Consider the following 15,787-nt stretch of genomic DNA (forward strand, 5'->3'; position numbering starts at 1 on the left):
GTTTCCCTTCCGAAAGAAGTGATCGACGATGGTCTGAATTTACGCGCGCACGGTGACATCAGTCCCGTGCAGGACTCCGAGGTCACCTCCTACGTCGTGGGCCTTGATGACGGGAAGCACCTCCCTGCTGATGAGTTCGAAGTTCTTGTTCGCGACCTCTTCGGGCATGCCGCCGAACACCGGCGCGATCAGCACACCGCCCGCATCGAGTCGCTCGACGTACGACAGAATCTTCTCGTTGACCTGGTCGGGCGTGCCCCACACCTGGAGGTCCGCAAGAAAGTCGGAGAACCCGTCTATGCCGTGCTTCTCGATGTTGCGAGCCAGCCCGGCGTAGTACTCGTAGCCGGGAATCGACGCGAAGCCGATGTTATCGAACTCGTAGTGGTCGACCGTCGAAAGCGCGTACCTCTTCAGGTAGGTCTCCCGCATCGTGCGTGCACCCTCCTCGGTTTCGGCGACAGCCGTGAAGACGCAGACGATGGGCTTCGGCGCCTCGGTGCCATTGAGTTCGCGGTAGCGCTTGCGATAGGCCTCGAGGTCCGCCTCCACCTTGTCCCACGGTTTCTGGGCGATGACCATGAGGCCGACGCCCATGCGCGCCATGATGTCGATCGACTCCGGCGAGACCGCCGACGCGAAGGTGCGACCCTTGAAGGTCGCGTACGGGTCAGGTCGAAGCGTCATCGCGGACTGCTTGTAGTATTCACCGTCGTATTCGATGGTTCCGGTCTCGAGCGCCGTGAGGATAGCCTCGGCATATTCGACGAAGCGTCCGCGCGACTCTCCCATCGGCACGCGGAAACCCTCAAACTCGATGCGTCCCAGACCCCGACCTAGACCCATGATCGAACGACCGCCGGAGAGGTGATCGAGCATCAAGAACGCCTCGGCCGACCGAATCGGGTCCTGCCACGGCAAAACCGTAACCATCGTACCCAAGCGGAGGGTCGTGGTTTGTGCCGCAAGCCAAGCGAGGAACTGTGGCACATTTGGGGTCAGCTCGTAGTCAGTGAAGTGGTGCTCGGGGACCCATAGGGAGTCGAAACCCGCGGCTTCAGCGCGCTTGGCCAGTCGAAGCTCAGCCTCGATCACGGCACGATCGGAGCGTTCACGATCGAGGTTTTGAAAGGTAAGGGTCATACCGGTGTGCATTAGTGCCTCCAGAGATGGTTGTCACGTCCTGGGCAGTCGTTTCATTCCGACCAGTTGGTATGTAGTAGTTATTAATAATACGTGGGGTTTGCTCAGAGAGCAAGGTAAAACCGTGGCCGGTCCCTACTAACGGACGGCGATCGCTTCGATCTGGACGCGAACGTCCGAAGCCAGCCCGACAGTGAACGTGCAGCGAGCGGGGAATGGACCGTCGCCGATCTGCTCCTTGTAGGCCGCGATGAAGTCGAAGCGGTCCTCGTCGTTTCGCAGGTAACACGTCGTTTTGACGATATCGCGCCGGCTCAGCCCGGCCTCGCCCAGTATGTCGTCAAGGTTCTGGAAAACGATGCGCACTTCATCGGCGATGGTCACGGCATCGACATGCCGCTTCATCGTGGTCAGGTCGAGCGCCAGCGCGGCAGCGAACACGAGCGACTCCGTTGCGGCTCCCGAAGACAGTCCCATCTTCGGGTCATATTGAATGGACGAAGGGTTCAGATAATCAACCACAAGTTTCCTCGAATCTTGAGAATCGGAATGCGGAGGCGTTCCGAGTTATTTGACAATAATGTCGAACGGCCTGTCATAGAGAATGTTCTCCAGGATGGCCTTTGGTATCGGGAGCGGCATCTCGAGATCAGCGAGGGCCAGGAAGTCCCGTGCTGCCTCGCCAGGGTTGAACGACGGGAAATCCGATCCGAACACGATCCGGTCGATAACTCCGTGTGTCTCCATGGCGAGGCGCAATGCGTTGTAGAGTTGCCATGGTTTACATGTCAGCGTCGACACATCAGCGAAGACGTTCGAGTTCTTCATGATGACTTCGACCGTCTCGTTCGCCCACGGCTTTCCGAAGTGCGCCAAGAGTATATTGGTGTCGCGAAACTCCCTGGCGATCTTGTCGATCATCGAGGGATAGGCATATTCCAGCATACCGTCCGGAGCGAACACGCTCGCCTGATGGAACATCATAAAGATGCCGCAGTCTGCCGCCGCGCGGTACACCTCGAACGCTTCGTCGGAGTGCGGGTGGAACCCTTGGTACGGCGGTGCCAGCTTTACCCCGTGCAGACCGAATTCGCGAACAGCCTCGCGCAGCGCATCCGCCGCGCCAGGCTGTGTCGGATCGACGCTGCCGACCCCGATCGCACGCCCCCGATTCTGCTCCAGGTAGGCGCCGAGGTAGTCGTTCGGTACAAACATCCCCATCTTGGCGATCTGCAGCCCGATCAGCGCGAAACGATCTACTCCCGACTCCGCCATGACCCGTGAGTGTTCGGCAAGGTCGGCTTCGCCGAAGGCCGGGATACCGAGGAGTTCAGTTCCCCGTTCCGTCCATACCGGCCCGCAATGCTCAGGCCTAAAGATGTGTGTGTGCCAGTCGATAATCCCGCGCTCCGACATTGCGATCAAGCCCGCTTCGGACGGGTCGCGATCGCGTCCAGTTCGACGCGACACCCACCTGCGATACCGACGGAGTACGTTACCCGCGACGGATACGGTCCCTCGCCGAGGAACTCAGCGTAAGCAGCCCAAACCTCTTGTCGAAAGGCATCGTCACTCACATAGCACGTGACCTTGACGAGGTCCTTCATCGTGCTGCCGGCCGCCTCAAGAATCGCCTTGACTTCTTCGAGACACATCCTCGTTTCGTCAGCGATCGTCATTGCATTCTCACTCCGCTTCATTGTGTCGAAGTCGAAGGCCATCCCGCCCGCGAAGACCCAATCCTTCGTCGCGGTGCCCGGGTTCATGCCGACCGACGGGTAGTCGTGGTTCCACGGATTGAGATACTCAATCATAAGATTCCTCAGTTTCTCGCCCTACCGGGGCGCGATTATTTCAGCATCGTTACGGCCGTGAATGTCACTGTTCGGGAGATTCCTTCCCGCCTCACGGACCGCAGGCATGATCTCCTCGGCGAACAGGGTCATGGACTCGTCAACGATGTCGTTGTTTGGGATACCAGGGATACCCATTTGCAGCAGCCAGTTCTGAACTTGGTGCGCCTCGGTCATGCGAAGCATGCGCTCCTTGACCGATTCGACCGAGCCGATAAGCAGGTGGTCGCGCTCGAGCAGGAAGTCGTATGCGGCCGACCCGTCAAGGTCCTTCCAGCGCGGGTCGTTCGGGTCTTCGTGAGCGTCGAGGAACACGTACACACCGCGCACGGCGACAATGAACTTGAAGAAGTCGACAATTGCTGGCTCCATGACGCGACGAGCCTCTTCGTCGGTCTGCGCCACATATGCCATGCGAAGCAACGACGTGTTGGCGCCGAGCGGCAGCTTTCTGCCGTGGGTTTTCTCATACTCTTCTTGATACGCTGCATTCAGGTTGTCAAGCACCTTGCCGGTGGGGTACCACGTGATCGCACCGATGCCCTTGCGAGCGGCGTCGCGGAACCCACGCTCAGACTCCGTGACCGCAAACAGGGGCGGGTGCGCATCCTGGAGCGGCTTGGGATACATGTCGAAGGCAACCAGATCACCTTGCTCGTCCACCCACCCCTGGGGTTCTGGAGCACCGGGCGCATGAATGAACCTGGTGCCGGGCGTCGGCAGCTCGTAGCGTTTGCCCTTGTGGCTGAACGGCTGCTCCGTCCACATCTTCGTGACGATCTCGTAGTTCTCGTCGAAGATTGCGAGGCTCGTGTCCTCACTTCCCTCCCAGCGGCCAGCCTGCGGGTTGAGGTTGAGCACCTCGATGGGCAGGATGCCTCGACCAAACGCGACATCGAGCCGCCCGTCGGACATGTGGTCGGCCAGGGCAACATCCTCCGCGACGCGGATCGGGTGCCAGAGGGTAATGGACAGCGCGGCCATTCCGAATCGGATGTTCTTAGTGCGCGCGGCCAGGTCGACAGCGAGCATGAGCGGGTTGGGGCTCGCGTCCGTTCCGTCGTGGTCGAAGTGATGCTCACCCAGCCACATACGATCGAAACCAAGATTGTCGGCCAACTGTGCGTGGTGTCGCGATGCCTGAAGCACCTCGTTCCACGTCATCGTTCCCTGCCGGTTAATTAACGCATACAGCATGTCGATCTTCATTGAACTTCTTCTCCCATAGCTACTCGCCGTGAACGGCGGAAGGATCGGATTTGCGTGAGAGACCTCGACCGAATCAACCGCGTTGCCGCGGCCACCCTTTCGTGATTTCCATCACCCTATTGGTAGCTCAAATCATAGATACCGACCCGTCGGTTTGCAAGTCCTCTAAGATCTTAGTTACGGGTCGCTGATGGCAATAGATGCAGAAGACACGACGCAGCCGCAGGACACAGATCCAGAGCACGCCCGAATTCCATCCAAATCCAGTCAGCTTGGTGGCAACTATGAATCGACCGAAGATCGTCATCCTCGCCGGTGCCAGCACCCCTACCAAGGCGTGCTCAAAGATGTCGATGCCTGGACCTGGACCTGTGTGAGGAACTTCGGCAGGCCAGCGTAAGGGGAATAGCCACCTCTGGGATGCCTTTCGCCAACGATTGCGGGATGAGCCCGGCCCGAAACAGCCACCGCAACAATGCTCGCAATGCCGCAGAGGCCACCGGAATGGAACCGACCGTTTCCTTGCGTCCGCGCCACAACCGGAAATCCGTGACCTCAGCGATCGACAAAGACGCCCAGTCCGGCCCTGAGCGCCCGGCCCTCCAGCCAAAGAACAGCCGGCCTGATTCAAGCAGTTCACGACTGTCACGGGGCGCAGTCCACGTTCACGCAACAAATACTGTTCGAAACCACCCAACAGCTCATCCAGCAGCGACACCACCGGTGGTGGATCCGCCACCCGATCAATACTGGCAAACTCCAAGAAGTACAAGAACGGAGTCAGAGAACGAGGCCTGCGGCAATTCCTGTATACCCATCGACGCACGGCGACGAAATCTTCTAAGACACCAGGCGACAACGTCTGCACCGCAAGGTCCATCCACCGCGACAGGTGGGCGACCAGCCGCAGTTTCCGCGAGGCCGAGTCCGGAGAGTATCCCAAGCCAGTCAGGAATACATGCAAATCGGATGCGAACGGCGCCAATGGCCCGGCGACAACCACCTTGAAGGATCACTTATTACCCACGTCCTTCCAGAGAAAATGGAAGAAGTGTCCGCCTCAGGCCAGGATTATGCCGAGCTATTTCGGGTGAAACGTGCCCTGACCTGCACCGTCAGGAAACGTCGGCAATGGCCGAACTCAACGGACAAAATCTAACCGATCTTCCTGCGCCTCAAAAGCAAGCACTTCCAAGAGGGCCGATGCTGCATTTTCCTATTGTTGTGGAGGCCAGTCCGACGTTGACTCCTACCGAAAGGTCATTCGTTGCCGCAGACATGAACCAGGTGGCCAACAACTACGACCGGCGGGTTCCCATGCTCGAGCAACCCTGCAAACCTGGGGAATGCCCGGGAAGTGGCTCGCCGTCACAGGTACTGCTCGAAGGCGAACCTCGAGCGCGCATGCCGGTTCGACGCACCGCGGGGCGGGATCCCGGCGAACGCCACCTCGGGGCAACGGATGGCCCAGAAACTGAAAACCAAATAGGGCCAAGGTGGTCTATGCCAGGCGCAAGGCCATCGTAGAGCCCGTCTTCGGACAGACCACACCCAGCAGGGAAAGCACGTCGTGCGGCGCGGGCTGGGAAAAGCCGCCCATGAGTGGAACCTGCTCGCAGCCTGCCATAACCTGATGAAGCTGCACACTTAACGCGCCGAGCCGGCAACATAGCGGGAATGCGGGTGGGGGTGTGCGCTGCGCGCAGGACCCCCACCCGGTCACGACCCGGGCATTCCCAACAATCGGGGCCCGGCAGGTGTCCTACGCAGGCCATACTTCGCCCGATTGCCCGGAGTCATGCGTCCGTCCGGCAAAACGACTACTGACTCACGCACCTATGAAACCCGGAAGAAAAGCCCCGTCGTCAGGCTACGCGACTACCCACGCCCATTCCACTGCGACGCGGAACAGTCAGAGTCGCAAGCCCCCGGCCTTCAATTCACAGGAGATGGCTGAGTGGATAGCAGGCGGGCACCGCGTTCCGCACTCTGGAGCAACCTGTCGATGTGGACCACTACGTCATCGTCCCGTCGCGGCTTCGAGAATCCGTAGACAGTGAGAACCAAGGCAGCCTCGCCGCTGGCGCGACGCACAGGAGCCGCTATGACACGGACAGCATCAAGCGCGGGAGCCGTCAACTCAGCCGGCTCGTACTCGAGTTGGGTGACGAGACTTCGCAGGTCATCGGAGTTCAAGGCCGAGGGGTCTTCTGCGAGTTGATCCAGCGCCAAGGCGAACTTACGCTGCGCATCGTTTATCAGGCCGAGCGAGAAGCCGCGGTCCCGAACGGCATTGATTCGCCGTCGGATCTCCTCACGCTCAGGCCCTTCCTGGACGCTGCTCAGAACCCTGTCCCTCCCCTCCTGATCCAGCCAAGCGTTGAAGGCTGACCCATTGTGCGGCGCAAAAGGGATCCTGAGCCCGACCAAAGTAGCTCGCGCACCGGCATTAGGACTTCCAGCACTCGCAAGAACCAAGAGATCCTCGTCGTCGACGACGGTAGCTACGACGCGTGCGCCCAGATCAGAAGCAAGGTCTTCCATTACAGGTCGCAACAAGTCCGCCTCCCGCAGACCCTCTGCGAACCTCCCTCGTTCATCGGCCGCCGCCAAGGAGAGAGGAGCAAACCGACCGTAGCCGCCCTGGAAAAAGAGTAGAGGCAAGCTGGGATTCTCGACCGAAAGCTCGCGAACCCGCCCAACAACAATGTAATGGTCACCAGCGTCTAAGACCGATTCAATATCGCAATCGATCCAAGCCACCACGTCTTGGATGATTGGTGCACCTGTCGCAGCAGGACGAGTCTTCACGCCGGCAAACTTGTCTCCCGTCTTAGATGAAAACTGCCGACACAAGTGTTCCTGATCAGCGCTCAAAATGTTGACGCAGAAGTGCTTCGCGCCCTCGATCTTCGGCCAGCTGGACGACTTCTTGTCTGGGAAGAAAGCGACGAGCGGCGGATCCAGGGAGACCGAAGTGAACGATCCAACCACGAAGCCTGCATGGCTGCCATCGGCCTGAGTAGCCGTTACTACGCAAACCCCGGTGGGGTACTGGCCTAGAACTTGGCGATACCACGATGTATCTAAGGGTGAGGGCATATGAATCAACTCCAAAATTAGTAACATACCAACGAGTCGGTATGTTACGCGAAATCTCATTCACCTTCAATGCCTCAGCTATATCCCCGTGCAGCCACTGGGGACGTCACACGTCGCGAGCGGGGGTCCGTATGTTATTCGTCAAGGGGTAACGACAATTTTTCAAATGGTGGTCGCCGGTTTCCGGGCAGGGGACATTGGCCGAAGGCAGGGGCCGCCGGCTGCGGTGCCGAGCCTTGATCAGGCGGGTGGATTTGGGCACGTCGTAGAGCGCGCCGTCGCGGAGCATGGCGAAAAGGACCTCGCAGCGACACCGGGCGAGCGATCAGGTCTGGTTGTCGTGTTTCCCTCCGCGCGTTCCGGTCGTAGTTTGCCTGTGAGAGTGGATCCTTCAATGCTGCGAACGCTGAGAGGAAGAAGGCCCCTTTGAGGCACTTGTTGCCCTTCTTGGACGGGTGGTCGCCGCGGATTTAGGTCCCCGATCGCCACGTCACTGGTGCAAGACGGGCGTATGAAGCAAGGTGCCCGGTGGTCTTGAATTCATTGCCCGGAACTTCAGTGAAGATGCGGGCTTCCGTCCTGAGCATGCCGCGACTCTGGTTTGGCCGGCTTTGCGCAGCTTCTCCGGTGTGGGGATTTGGTCAGGAGTTCGGGGCATCGAGGGATGGTCGAGGTGCTTGCTGATGACCCGTTCCAGGGCCAAATGGACCTGGGTGAGCAGCCCCCCGGATCCGGTTTGAGGCGGCCGTGGCCTGCTTGGCCAGGTCGTCATCGAAGCCGCACAGCATCGACAGCTCCGCCGCCTGCTCATCGGTGGCGACGAGGTGGATGCGGCACGCTGGTGCATACGCACCACCAGCTCAGTCACTGTCGAATCCCTGCTCGCGCAGCGACGCGCGCATGGTATGCCGACCGAGCATTGCCTCGGGTTTGCCGAGCCGCGCAGCGACGGTTGATGCCCAACTACGATTCGTCGCGCCCTGCCCTTCGAAGTACTCGCGATACTCGGCGTCGTAGGCAGCAGTCGCGTCACGCCACGCATCGCCGTCGTACTGCTCGCTGTGCAGTACGCCGGCGAGGGGCAGTCGCGGTTTCGCGCCTGTTGCTTCTTCGGAGTGTGGCACGCCAATTGCCATGCCGACCATCGGGAATGTCAGGTGGGGGAGATTCAGCTCGCTGATGACCGTTTCGGGCGCGTTACGAATGCCACCAACGAAGACGCCGCCGAGGCCAAGCGATTCAGCCGCGAGCAGTGCGCTCTGCGCGACGATGCCAACGTCGAGCGCGCAGACCAGCGTGTTGTCCATGAGGTGCAGCGTCTCGGCCTCAACGCCTTGCTCGCGCATGACCGCGTCGTTGCGGGCGAGGTCGGCGACCCACACCAGGAAGACAGGGGCTTCTTTGACGTACGGGGCGCTACCGATGGCAGCAGCGATGCGGTGCTTGCGTCCTACATCGCGAACTTCGATGACAGACCAAGCCTGCAGGTTGGACCAACTGGATGCGCGCTGCGCAGCAGCGACGATGGTCGCGACCTGCGATTCGGTCACCTCTAGCTCGAGATACCGGCGTACCGAGCGGTGTCGATGCTGCAGGTCGATCACTGGTGAGTTGATGATGTGCAATGGCCGCCCTTCCTAGGCGCGTGAAAATCCTCGACCGAAACGCGATGTGATGTCGAACGGTCAAAAAAGGCAAGACACCGGGGCCGAGGGGTGCTAGCATCCTATCTCAAGCCGACCAGTCGGTATGATCGAGATCACTAAGCTTAGAGAGGAACTCTCACATGGGAACGAAGAGAATGATCGCGGTGACGGGACTTATCGCTGCCATCGTGGCACTCACAGGATGTGCCAGCGGCGCCCAGGGTCCGCCAGCCGCAAACGCCGATGGTTCGACCAGCGCCCTTGCCGAGCAGATGCGGGCCGAAATCGCCCCCCTGCTCGAACGCCCGACCCACCTCGGAATTTCGACCCCGCTGCACGGCATGCCGGCGCACAAAGAGCTGATCTTCATGCAGTGCGCCTTCCCCGCGTGCAAGGTACTAGCCGACGCAACGGAGCAGGCCGCGACTGAGGTCGGTTGGACGGTTCGCCGGATCAACACCGGGTCAACTCCAGAAGAAATCAAGGCGGCCTGGGCACAGGCTGCGCAGCAGAGCCCCGACGGGATCATCGCGGTCACGCACGAACGTAGCTACTTTAACCACGAATTGCTTGACATCCAGAAACAGGGCATCCCCGTCTTGCGAATGAATGTCGTCGACGAGCCGGGTGCGGGCGTCACGGCAAATCTGCTCGATTCAAAAACGTATATTCGGGCCGGTCAGATTATGGCGGACTACGCTCTGGCACAGCATGGTGAAAAGCTCAACACGCTCGCTGTGACCGCGGGGGCGACGATCCCGAGCTTGCAGCTCATCGCCAAGTCATACACGACCACCATCAAGGAAAAGTGCGCGTCGTGCGTGGTCGAGACACTCGAGATGCCGTCGAGTGCTGTCGGCGGCGACCTCTCGCAGCGCCTTTCATCGCATCTTCGCTCGAAGCCCGACATCAACTTCGTTGAGATCGGTGTTTCGGACTTGATGATCGGTGTTCCGGCGGCGCTCGAGTCGGCAGGCATCAGCAAGGATGCCGTCCAATTCATGTCGCTCGGCGCCAGTAACGAGGCCGCGAACCAGTATTTGATGGACGCCAACTACTTGACCGCGATGGTGACGTCGGCGAGCCAAGATACCTCCTGGCGAGCGATCGATTTCTTCGCCCGCGCCTTCAACGGCCAAGACTACAGTGACACGGTCAACGCGGAAAAGGTTCCGACCTGGATCGTCACTCCCAAGACCGTCCCGTCAGCCAAGATGTTCCCGACCGTTAAGGACTTCGACGCGCAATTCCGCGCACTGTGGGGAATCTCGTAGAGACGACGTGGTGCGTCCGATGCTGTGCTGCCGCTCGAATCGTGATCGGGCAGCACGGCATCGGTCCGACAGCCGAGTGAATCACGTGAACGAATCTGACGACGACCATCGTCGTCGTGGCAGATAGGTCAACCATGACAGTACAAGCACAAGTCTCACTCCGCCGAGTGAGCAAGACCTTCAGTGGCCAACGCGCAATCAACGACGTGTCCTTCGACATCCAGCCCGGTGAGATCCACGCGCTCGTGGGCGAGAACGGTTCTGGAAAATCCACGTTGATCAAGGCATTGTCGGGGTTCCATAATCCTGACCCGGGGTCGGAAATTCTCGTGGCGGGGGAGCAGCTGCCCCATGGAAATCCGCCCGCGTCGATCAAGGCTGGCCTTCGGTTCGTCCACCAGGATCTTGCACTCGTGGATGCACTGAGCGCCGCCGAGAACGTCGGTCTCGCTTCTGGTTATGCAACGCGCGGAGGACGAATCAACTGGCGACGCCAGCGCGCGCGCGCCGAGGCCCTGATTGGGCGGCTAGGCATCGACATCGACGTGGATGTGCGCATGAGCGAGCTCTCCGCCGTCGAACGCAGCGTGGTTGCCATCGCTCGAGCCCTCGATGACACCGACGGCGAACTGCGCATGCTTGTGCTCGACGAGCCGACGGCCGCCCTGCCTCCGAGCGATGTCGAGCGTCTCTTCATGGCGCTGCGCGAGATCAAAGCGCAGGGGATCAGCATCCTCTACGTGTCACATCGGCTTGGCGAGGTCCTTGGCCTCGCCGACCGAGTGTCGGCGCTTCGTGACGGCAAATACCTCGGCACCTACGATACCAAGACGCTCGACACAGCCTCCTTGGCCGAGCTGATCGTGGGCAGACCGATCGAGGAATTGCATGCAGGGTCCCACACCCATTCGGCCGACGAGCCGCAACCCGTTGTACTCGATGTCGCCGAGCTCAGCAGCGACACCCTCTGCGGTGTCGCTTTCCAGCTCCGGCGCGGCGAAATTGTTGGCTTTGCGGGTATCGATGGCTCGGGCCGGGAGTCGCTCGCGACAGCCCTGACCGGAATGTCTCCGGCGACCATGCGGCTCACGGTGGAGGGCGGCAATCAGCATCGCACGCTGAGCTACGAACAGGCACGCCAGCTGGGCCTCGCGCTCGTGTTGCCGAACAGTCATACTGCCGCTGCGGTGCGCGAGATGACAGTGCGAGAAAACATCACGCTGGCCGACATGGGACTGATCGCTTCCAAGCCCGGCATGGTCAATCAGTCCAAAGACGTGAAGATCGCACAGAGTTGGATTAAGAAGCTCCAGATTGCACCCGTCGACACCGAGCAGCTCTACGGCAAATTGAGCGGTGGCAACCGCCAGAAAGTCTGCATGGCCAGGGGGCTCATCGGCAAACCGAAAGTCCTCGTGCTCGATAACCCGACCAGCGGGGTCGACATCGGCGCCCGCCGCACGCTCTACGACGTCGTCAACAAGCTCTCCGACGAGGGCATGGCGACAATCCTCAGCTCTGCCGACATCGAAGACCTTGTCGGACTGGCCGACCGCGTCTTCGTTCTCGTCGATGGACGAGTGATACGCGAACTCGTTGGCATCGAAATTACCGAGAGCAACATGCTCGGGGTGCTTGCCGGACGTTCCACCGACACATTGAACGAACTCGAGATAGACAGGATCACAACATGACCGTCATGACAGCCGCCGTTCCGGCAAACACCAGCGACAAGGGCGCGCCGGGGGGCCGAAAGCCGCGACGTTTCTCGCGATACCTCGGTTTCCGCAACATTGGCGCCATATATGTATGGATCGGCTTGATCGTCGTCTTTTCGCTCTGGATTCCTGGCCTGTGGCTGCGGCCTGTTACCGCCACGTCCATCCTGAATGACTATGCAGTCACTGCAATTGTCGCGATGGGCCTGGTGGTGTCACTCGCGGCTGGTGTCATCGACCTTTCGTTTGCATCGACGATCAGTCTCGGCGGCGTCGTCGCGGGCGCGCTCCTCTCGGCAACTGACCTGCCGGCCATAGTCTGCCTCGTGGCGGCGGTTGCGTCCGGTATGCTCGTCGGGCTCGTGAATGCCTTCGCAATCATCAAGCTGAAACTCGATTCGCTGCTCGCAACACTTGGCACGGGGGCGATCGTCGCAGCAGCCGCAATCGGCGTGTCGGGCGACCGAATCCTGACCGATCGCATGGCCGGGGAGTTGAATGCCGTCGCCTCGACGCGGATCTTCGGAATCGAGATCGCTGTCTTCTACGCGATTATTCTGACGATCATTCTCGCGATTTTCCTCGAACACACCGTGAAGGGTCGGAAGGTCTATGCGACCGGATACAACGCAGAAGCGGCTCGACTGATGGGCATCTCTGTGGGCGGAGTTCGCACGGGCGCGCTCGTGATCACTGGCGGTTGCGCCGCCTTCGGTGGTGTGATTCTTGCCGCTCGGATCACAGCAGCTTCCCCGGATGGCGGCACGCACTATCTGATCCCGGTGTTCTCGGCCGTGTTCCTTGGCGCCACACAGTTCCGCAGCGGGCGCTTCAACACCTGGGGAACCCTTGTCGCCGTCCTCGTGATCGGAACCGGTTCCCTCGGCCTCATCCTGGCAGGTGTGCCCCGCTGGGCGCCGGACGTGTTCTCTGGCCTGATCCTGATCGCGGCAGTCGCCATCACGGTCGCCGACTGGAAGCCGCTCCGCACGAAGAGGTCGGCAGAAAAGGTCGGAACGAAAGCATGACTCGCAACTTCGCGACCATCGACGAGATTCGTGAGGCGCTCGGGCAACCGATTGGACCGTCGGCCCCGCTGTTGGTCGACCAGCGCGCGATCAACAACTACGCCGACGTCATGGGCGATCATCAATGGATTCACGTGGATCCGGTGCGTGCCGAAGGCGGCCCGTATGGAGGCACGATCGCGCACGGCTATTACACCATCGGGCTCCTGTCGCGCTTTGCTGAAGGGCTCTACTGTATTTCGTTCGGCTCAGCAAAGGTGAACTACGGATTCAACAAGGTGCGCTTCCCGTCGCCGGTCTTCGTCGACTCAGAACTGCGTGCAACCCTCACCTTCACCGACGTCAGTGAGGTGCAGGCCGGGCTCATGCTCACGCAGAAGATCGTCGTCGAAAGCGGCGGCGAAAAACCAGCCTGCGTCGCCGAACGACTCACCCTGATTGCACACTGAATCCGACCGCAGAAACTGCTCTTCGGAGCGCAAAAGAAAGGCAGTACACGACGTGGAGACACCACTTGATATTACCGACCAGGGGCCGATCCAGGTTTGGACGATCCATCAGCCCGACAGCGGGAACGCGATTACCGACCGCGCCTTCATCGAGCGCTTCGACGCCGCGGTCGACGACGCGAACGCAAACCTCGACGTGAAGGCGATCATCCTCACTGGTCACGGAAAAATCTTCTCGTCGGGCGGCAACGTCAAGGAGATGGCGAACAGGGAAGGGATGTTCGGCGTCGACGAGCGCGCGATGCGACAGGCATACGCCAGCGGCATTCAACGACTGCCTAAGGCGACGGTACGACTTGAGGTCCCCTTGATCGGCGCGGTGAACGGTGCGGCCATCGGCGCCGGTATGGATCTCGCGATGATGTGCGACATGCGTATCGCTTCTGATCGTGCATCATTCGCCGAGAGCTTCGTACAGGTCGGCATCGTTCCGGGTGATGGTGGCTCGTGGTTCCTGCCACGGGCGATCGGCCACGAGCGCGCCGCCGAGATGTCGTTCACGGGCGATCGCATCGACGCTGCCACGGCACTGTCGTGGGGCTTGGTCGGCTCGGTCGTCGAGCACGACTCGCTGATGTCGTCTGCGCACTCCCTTGCGGACCGCATCGCGAAGAACCCCCCGCACGCGCTACGCATGGCCAAGCGACTGCTCCACGAGTCACGCACTGCCTCACTAGAATCCGTGCTCTCGATGGCAGCGGCCATGCAGCCGCTCGCACACCTCGACCCTGAGCACAGCCAACGGGTGGAGAAGTGGCGCAGCAAATGACTCAGGACGCGAACGACGACATGGATGAACGCAGCGCGACTGCGCGATTGATCGGTAACATCGCCCGAAGCTCACCACCTTAACCGACGATGTGCTGTTCCGCGACGTCTGGCAACGTGCCGAATTGCCACCACAGGATCGCAGCTTCATCACCGTCTCGGTGTTGGTGGTGACGCAGCGCAACGAACAGCTCGACTGTCACCCGGGATCGGCCCTCGAGAACGGGCTGAGCACGGAGGAGCTTTCGGAAGCACTCACCCACATCGCCTTCCACGAGGGTTGGCCAAGCGCTATGAGTACGCTCGCTCGGCTCGAATCGATGGCCACCGACTAGACAGCGGTTCGTCGAGTCGCCGGCGACCCGGGCCGCCGGCAACGGGTTCCCTGGTGGCGCTCATGGCTGCTGGCGCACCCGCTCCCTCATGGCTCTGGCAGCGCGCGATCTCGTTGCGTGGCGTCCGCGAGGTGACGACCGGCTATGGCATGACAGAAACCGGTGCTGGTCAGGTACTGTCATAGCCCGAAGACGGCGTCGACCACCGTCGACCGGGCCAAACTTGGAAGCGTGGCCGCACAGCCGTGCATGGGAGGTCTTCTTGCCGGGCTCGGCACCGTGGATCCCACTACCGGAATACCACTGCCCGAAGGGCCAGAGGGAGAGATGGTGTAGCGGGGGCCAACCAACGCAATCGGCTATTGGGAGCAGCCCGAGGCGACTGCCGAGACGTTCCGCGATGGCTGGGTTTTCAGCGGCGAGCTCGGCCGGGGTTCTTCGTGTCGGATCGATCCAGCTGACGGGTTGCAAGGACGAGCTGATCCGCAGCGGGGGCGAGAACTTCGCGTCCAAGGAGGTCGAGGATCTGCTCACCAGCTACCCGGGCGTCAAGCCAGGCATTCCTGATCGGGCTGCCGGACGTGAAATGGGGCGAGGTCGGTTGCACGTGGATCGTCCTGGAACCCAGGGCACCGTCACGGCTGCCGAACTGATGGACTTCTGCCGGCAGAACCTCGCCGGATTCGGCGCCCCCGACATATTCTTTTTCATCGATGTCAGAGACCTCCCAAGACGCCTACCGGCAAGGTGCAGAAGTTCATGCTGACCGGGATTGCGTTGAAGTCCAACGAAGCCTGGCTGGGAGCATGGCCACTCACCACTGGCACTTGCGTTACCTCCCGAATCGGGGCGGTCAGCTGCCCGGGGCGAGTCCCAGGCATGAAAGGCGGGTCTGGACAAGATGCCCGCCCACTACGGCCGCTGGGAGCTCCTGGGCCTGTAGAACGGCTTGCCGCATGTACGAGGCCAAGGCCATCAAACCAAACCTCGATCACCCCCAATGGCCCGCCCACCACGTTCACCGCGCGGTGAAGTGCGAGTGCCTGGTGCAGAACAAGCCGGGCCCCCGATGCGCCGACCGGATGGCCGAGGGCGATGGCGCCGCCGTCGGCGTTGATCCGGTCCGTGTCGATCCCCAGGTCCCTGGCCGATTGGATAACCACTGAGGCGAAGGCCTCGTTAATTTCAATCAAATCCAGATC

At 60.8% G+C, this 15,787-nt stretch carries 12 protein-coding genes and 3 pseudogenes; 6 read left to right on the top strand and 9 right to left on the bottom strand.

What is annotated here, in order from left to right; all coding sequences use genetic code 11:
• Nucleotides 1-39: 39 nt before the first annotated feature.
• From AC1DNG_RS20470 to AC1DNG_RS20505, 8 genes and pseudogenes are all read right to left on the bottom strand, one after another.
• Nucleotides 40-1,143 carry an LLM class flavin-dependent oxidoreductase gene (locus tag AC1DNG_RS20470; RefSeq protein ID WP_476888144.1) on the bottom strand — a complete coding sequence of 368 codons (1,104 nt, stop codon included), beginning with the start codon at nt 1,141-1,143 and terminating at the stop codon, nt 40-42.
• A gap of 138 nt (nt 1,144-1,281) precedes the next feature.
• Entirely contained in the window at nt 1,282-1,665 is a 384-nt protein-coding gene (locus AC1DNG_RS20475) for a RidA family protein (protein ID WP_476888145.1), read from the bottom strand.
• A 45-nt stretch (nt 1,666-1,710) separates the two neighbouring features.
• On the bottom strand, nt 1,711-2,559 hold the full coding sequence (locus AC1DNG_RS20480; RefSeq protein ID WP_476888157.1) for an amidohydrolase family protein: 849 nt from the start codon (nt 2,557-2,559) through the stop codon (nt 1,711-1,713).
• Nucleotides 2,560-2,564: 5 nt separating this feature from the next.
• Nucleotides 2,565-2,957, bottom strand: coding sequence for a RidA family protein (locus tag AC1DNG_RS20485; RefSeq protein ID WP_476888146.1), 393 nt, complete (start codon nt 2,955-2,957; stop codon nt 2,565-2,567).
• A 21-nt stretch (nt 2,958-2,978) separates the two neighbouring features.
• Complete coding sequence (locus tag AC1DNG_RS20490) at nt 2,979-4,205, bottom strand: LLM class flavin-dependent oxidoreductase (RefSeq protein ID WP_476888147.1); 1,227 nt, start codon at nt 4,203-4,205, stop codon at nt 2,979-2,981.
• Nucleotides 4,206-6,140: 1,935 nt separating this feature from the next.
• On the bottom strand, nt 6,141-7,367 hold the full coding sequence (locus AC1DNG_RS20495; RefSeq protein ID WP_476888148.1) for a flavin reductase: 1,227 nt from the start codon (nt 7,365-7,367) through the stop codon (nt 6,141-6,143).
• Between the two features lie 46 nt (nt 7,368-7,413).
• Nucleotides 7,414-8,119, bottom strand: a pseudogene (locus AC1DNG_RS20500) (transposase); the annotation flags it as partial.
• 48 nt (nt 8,120-8,167) lie between these two features.
• Nucleotides 8,168-8,932, bottom strand: a complete 765-nt coding sequence (locus AC1DNG_RS20505; protein ID WP_476888149.1) for a nitroreductase family protein — start codon at nt 8,930-8,932, stop codon at nt 8,168-8,170.
• 161 nt (nt 8,933-9,093) lie between these two features.
• Here AC1DNG_RS20505 and AC1DNG_RS20510 point away from each other — a divergent pair, with 161 nt between their 5' ends.
• The 6 genes and pseudogenes from AC1DNG_RS20510 to AC1DNG_RS20535 all read left to right on the top strand — a co-directional run.
• Nucleotides 9,094-10,227 (top strand): sugar ABC transporter substrate-binding protein, encoded by a 1,134-nt coding sequence (locus AC1DNG_RS20510; protein ID WP_476888150.1) that lies wholly within the window; start codon nt 9,094-9,096, stop codon nt 10,225-10,227.
• Between the two features lie 167 nt (nt 10,228-10,394).
• Entirely contained in the window at nt 10,395-11,921 is a 1,527-nt protein-coding gene (locus AC1DNG_RS20515) for a sugar ABC transporter ATP-binding protein (protein WP_476888151.1), read from the top strand.
• Nucleotides 11,918-12,973, top strand: a complete 1,056-nt coding sequence (locus AC1DNG_RS20520) for an ABC transporter permease (protein WP_476888152.1) — start codon at nt 11,918-11,920, stop codon at nt 12,971-12,973. Before AC1DNG_RS20515 ends, AC1DNG_RS20520 begins: the two co-directional genes overlap by 4 nt.
• Entirely contained in the window at nt 12,970-13,422 is a 453-nt protein-coding gene (locus tag AC1DNG_RS20525; RefSeq protein ID WP_476888153.1) for a MaoC family dehydratase, read from the top strand. The genes AC1DNG_RS20520 and AC1DNG_RS20525 overlap by 4 nt, the downstream gene beginning before the upstream one ends.
• 52 nt (nt 13,423-13,474) lie before the next feature.
• Complete coding sequence (locus AC1DNG_RS20530; RefSeq protein ID WP_476888154.1) at nt 13,475-14,251, top strand: crotonase/enoyl-CoA hydratase family protein; 777 nt, start codon at nt 13,475-13,477, stop codon at nt 14,249-14,251.
• Between the two features lie 76 nt (nt 14,252-14,327).
• Nucleotides 14,328-14,585 (top strand): annotated as a pseudogene (locus AC1DNG_RS20535) (carboxymuconolactone decarboxylase family protein); the annotation flags it as partial.
• 716 nt (nt 14,586-15,301) lie between these two features.
• Here AC1DNG_RS20535 and AC1DNG_RS20540 read toward each other — a convergent pair.
• Nucleotides 15,302-15,787: pseudogene (locus AC1DNG_RS20540) on the bottom strand (hypothetical protein); the annotation flags it as partial.

The sequence above is a fragment of the Arthrobacter sp. 01T425 genome (assembly GCF_056398725.1).

Bases quoted from the DNA above. Each gene is read 5' to 3' on its own strand.
- AC1DNG_RS20470 (WP_476888144.1), bottom strand. From the start codon at position 1,143: ATGACCCTTACCTTTCAAAACCTCGATCGTGAACGCTCCGATCGTGCC.
- AC1DNG_RS20480 (WP_476888157.1), bottom strand. From the start codon at position 2,559: ATGTCGGAGCGCGGGATTATCGACTGGCACACACACATCTTTAGGCCT.
- AC1DNG_RS20485 (WP_476888146.1), bottom strand. From the start codon at position 2,957: ATGATTGAGTATCTCAATCCGTGGAACCACGACTACCCGTCGGTCGGC.
- AC1DNG_RS20490 (WP_476888147.1), bottom strand. From the start codon at position 4,205: ATGAAGATCGACATGCTGTATGCGTTAATTAACCGGCAGGGAACGATG.
- AC1DNG_RS20495 (WP_476888148.1), bottom strand. From the start codon at position 7,367: ATGAGATTTCGCGTAACATACCGACTCGTTGGTATGTTACTAATTTTG.
- AC1DNG_RS20510 (WP_476888150.1), top strand. From the start codon at position 9,094: ATGGGAACGAAGAGAATGATCGCGGTGACGGGACTTATCGCTGCCATC.
- AC1DNG_RS20520 (WP_476888152.1), top strand. From the start codon at position 11,918: ATGACCGTCATGACAGCCGCCGTTCCGGCAAACACCAGCGACAAGGGC.
- AC1DNG_RS20525 (WP_476888153.1), top strand. From the start codon at position 12,970: ATGACTCGCAACTTCGCGACCATCGACGAGATTCGTGAGGCGCTCGGG.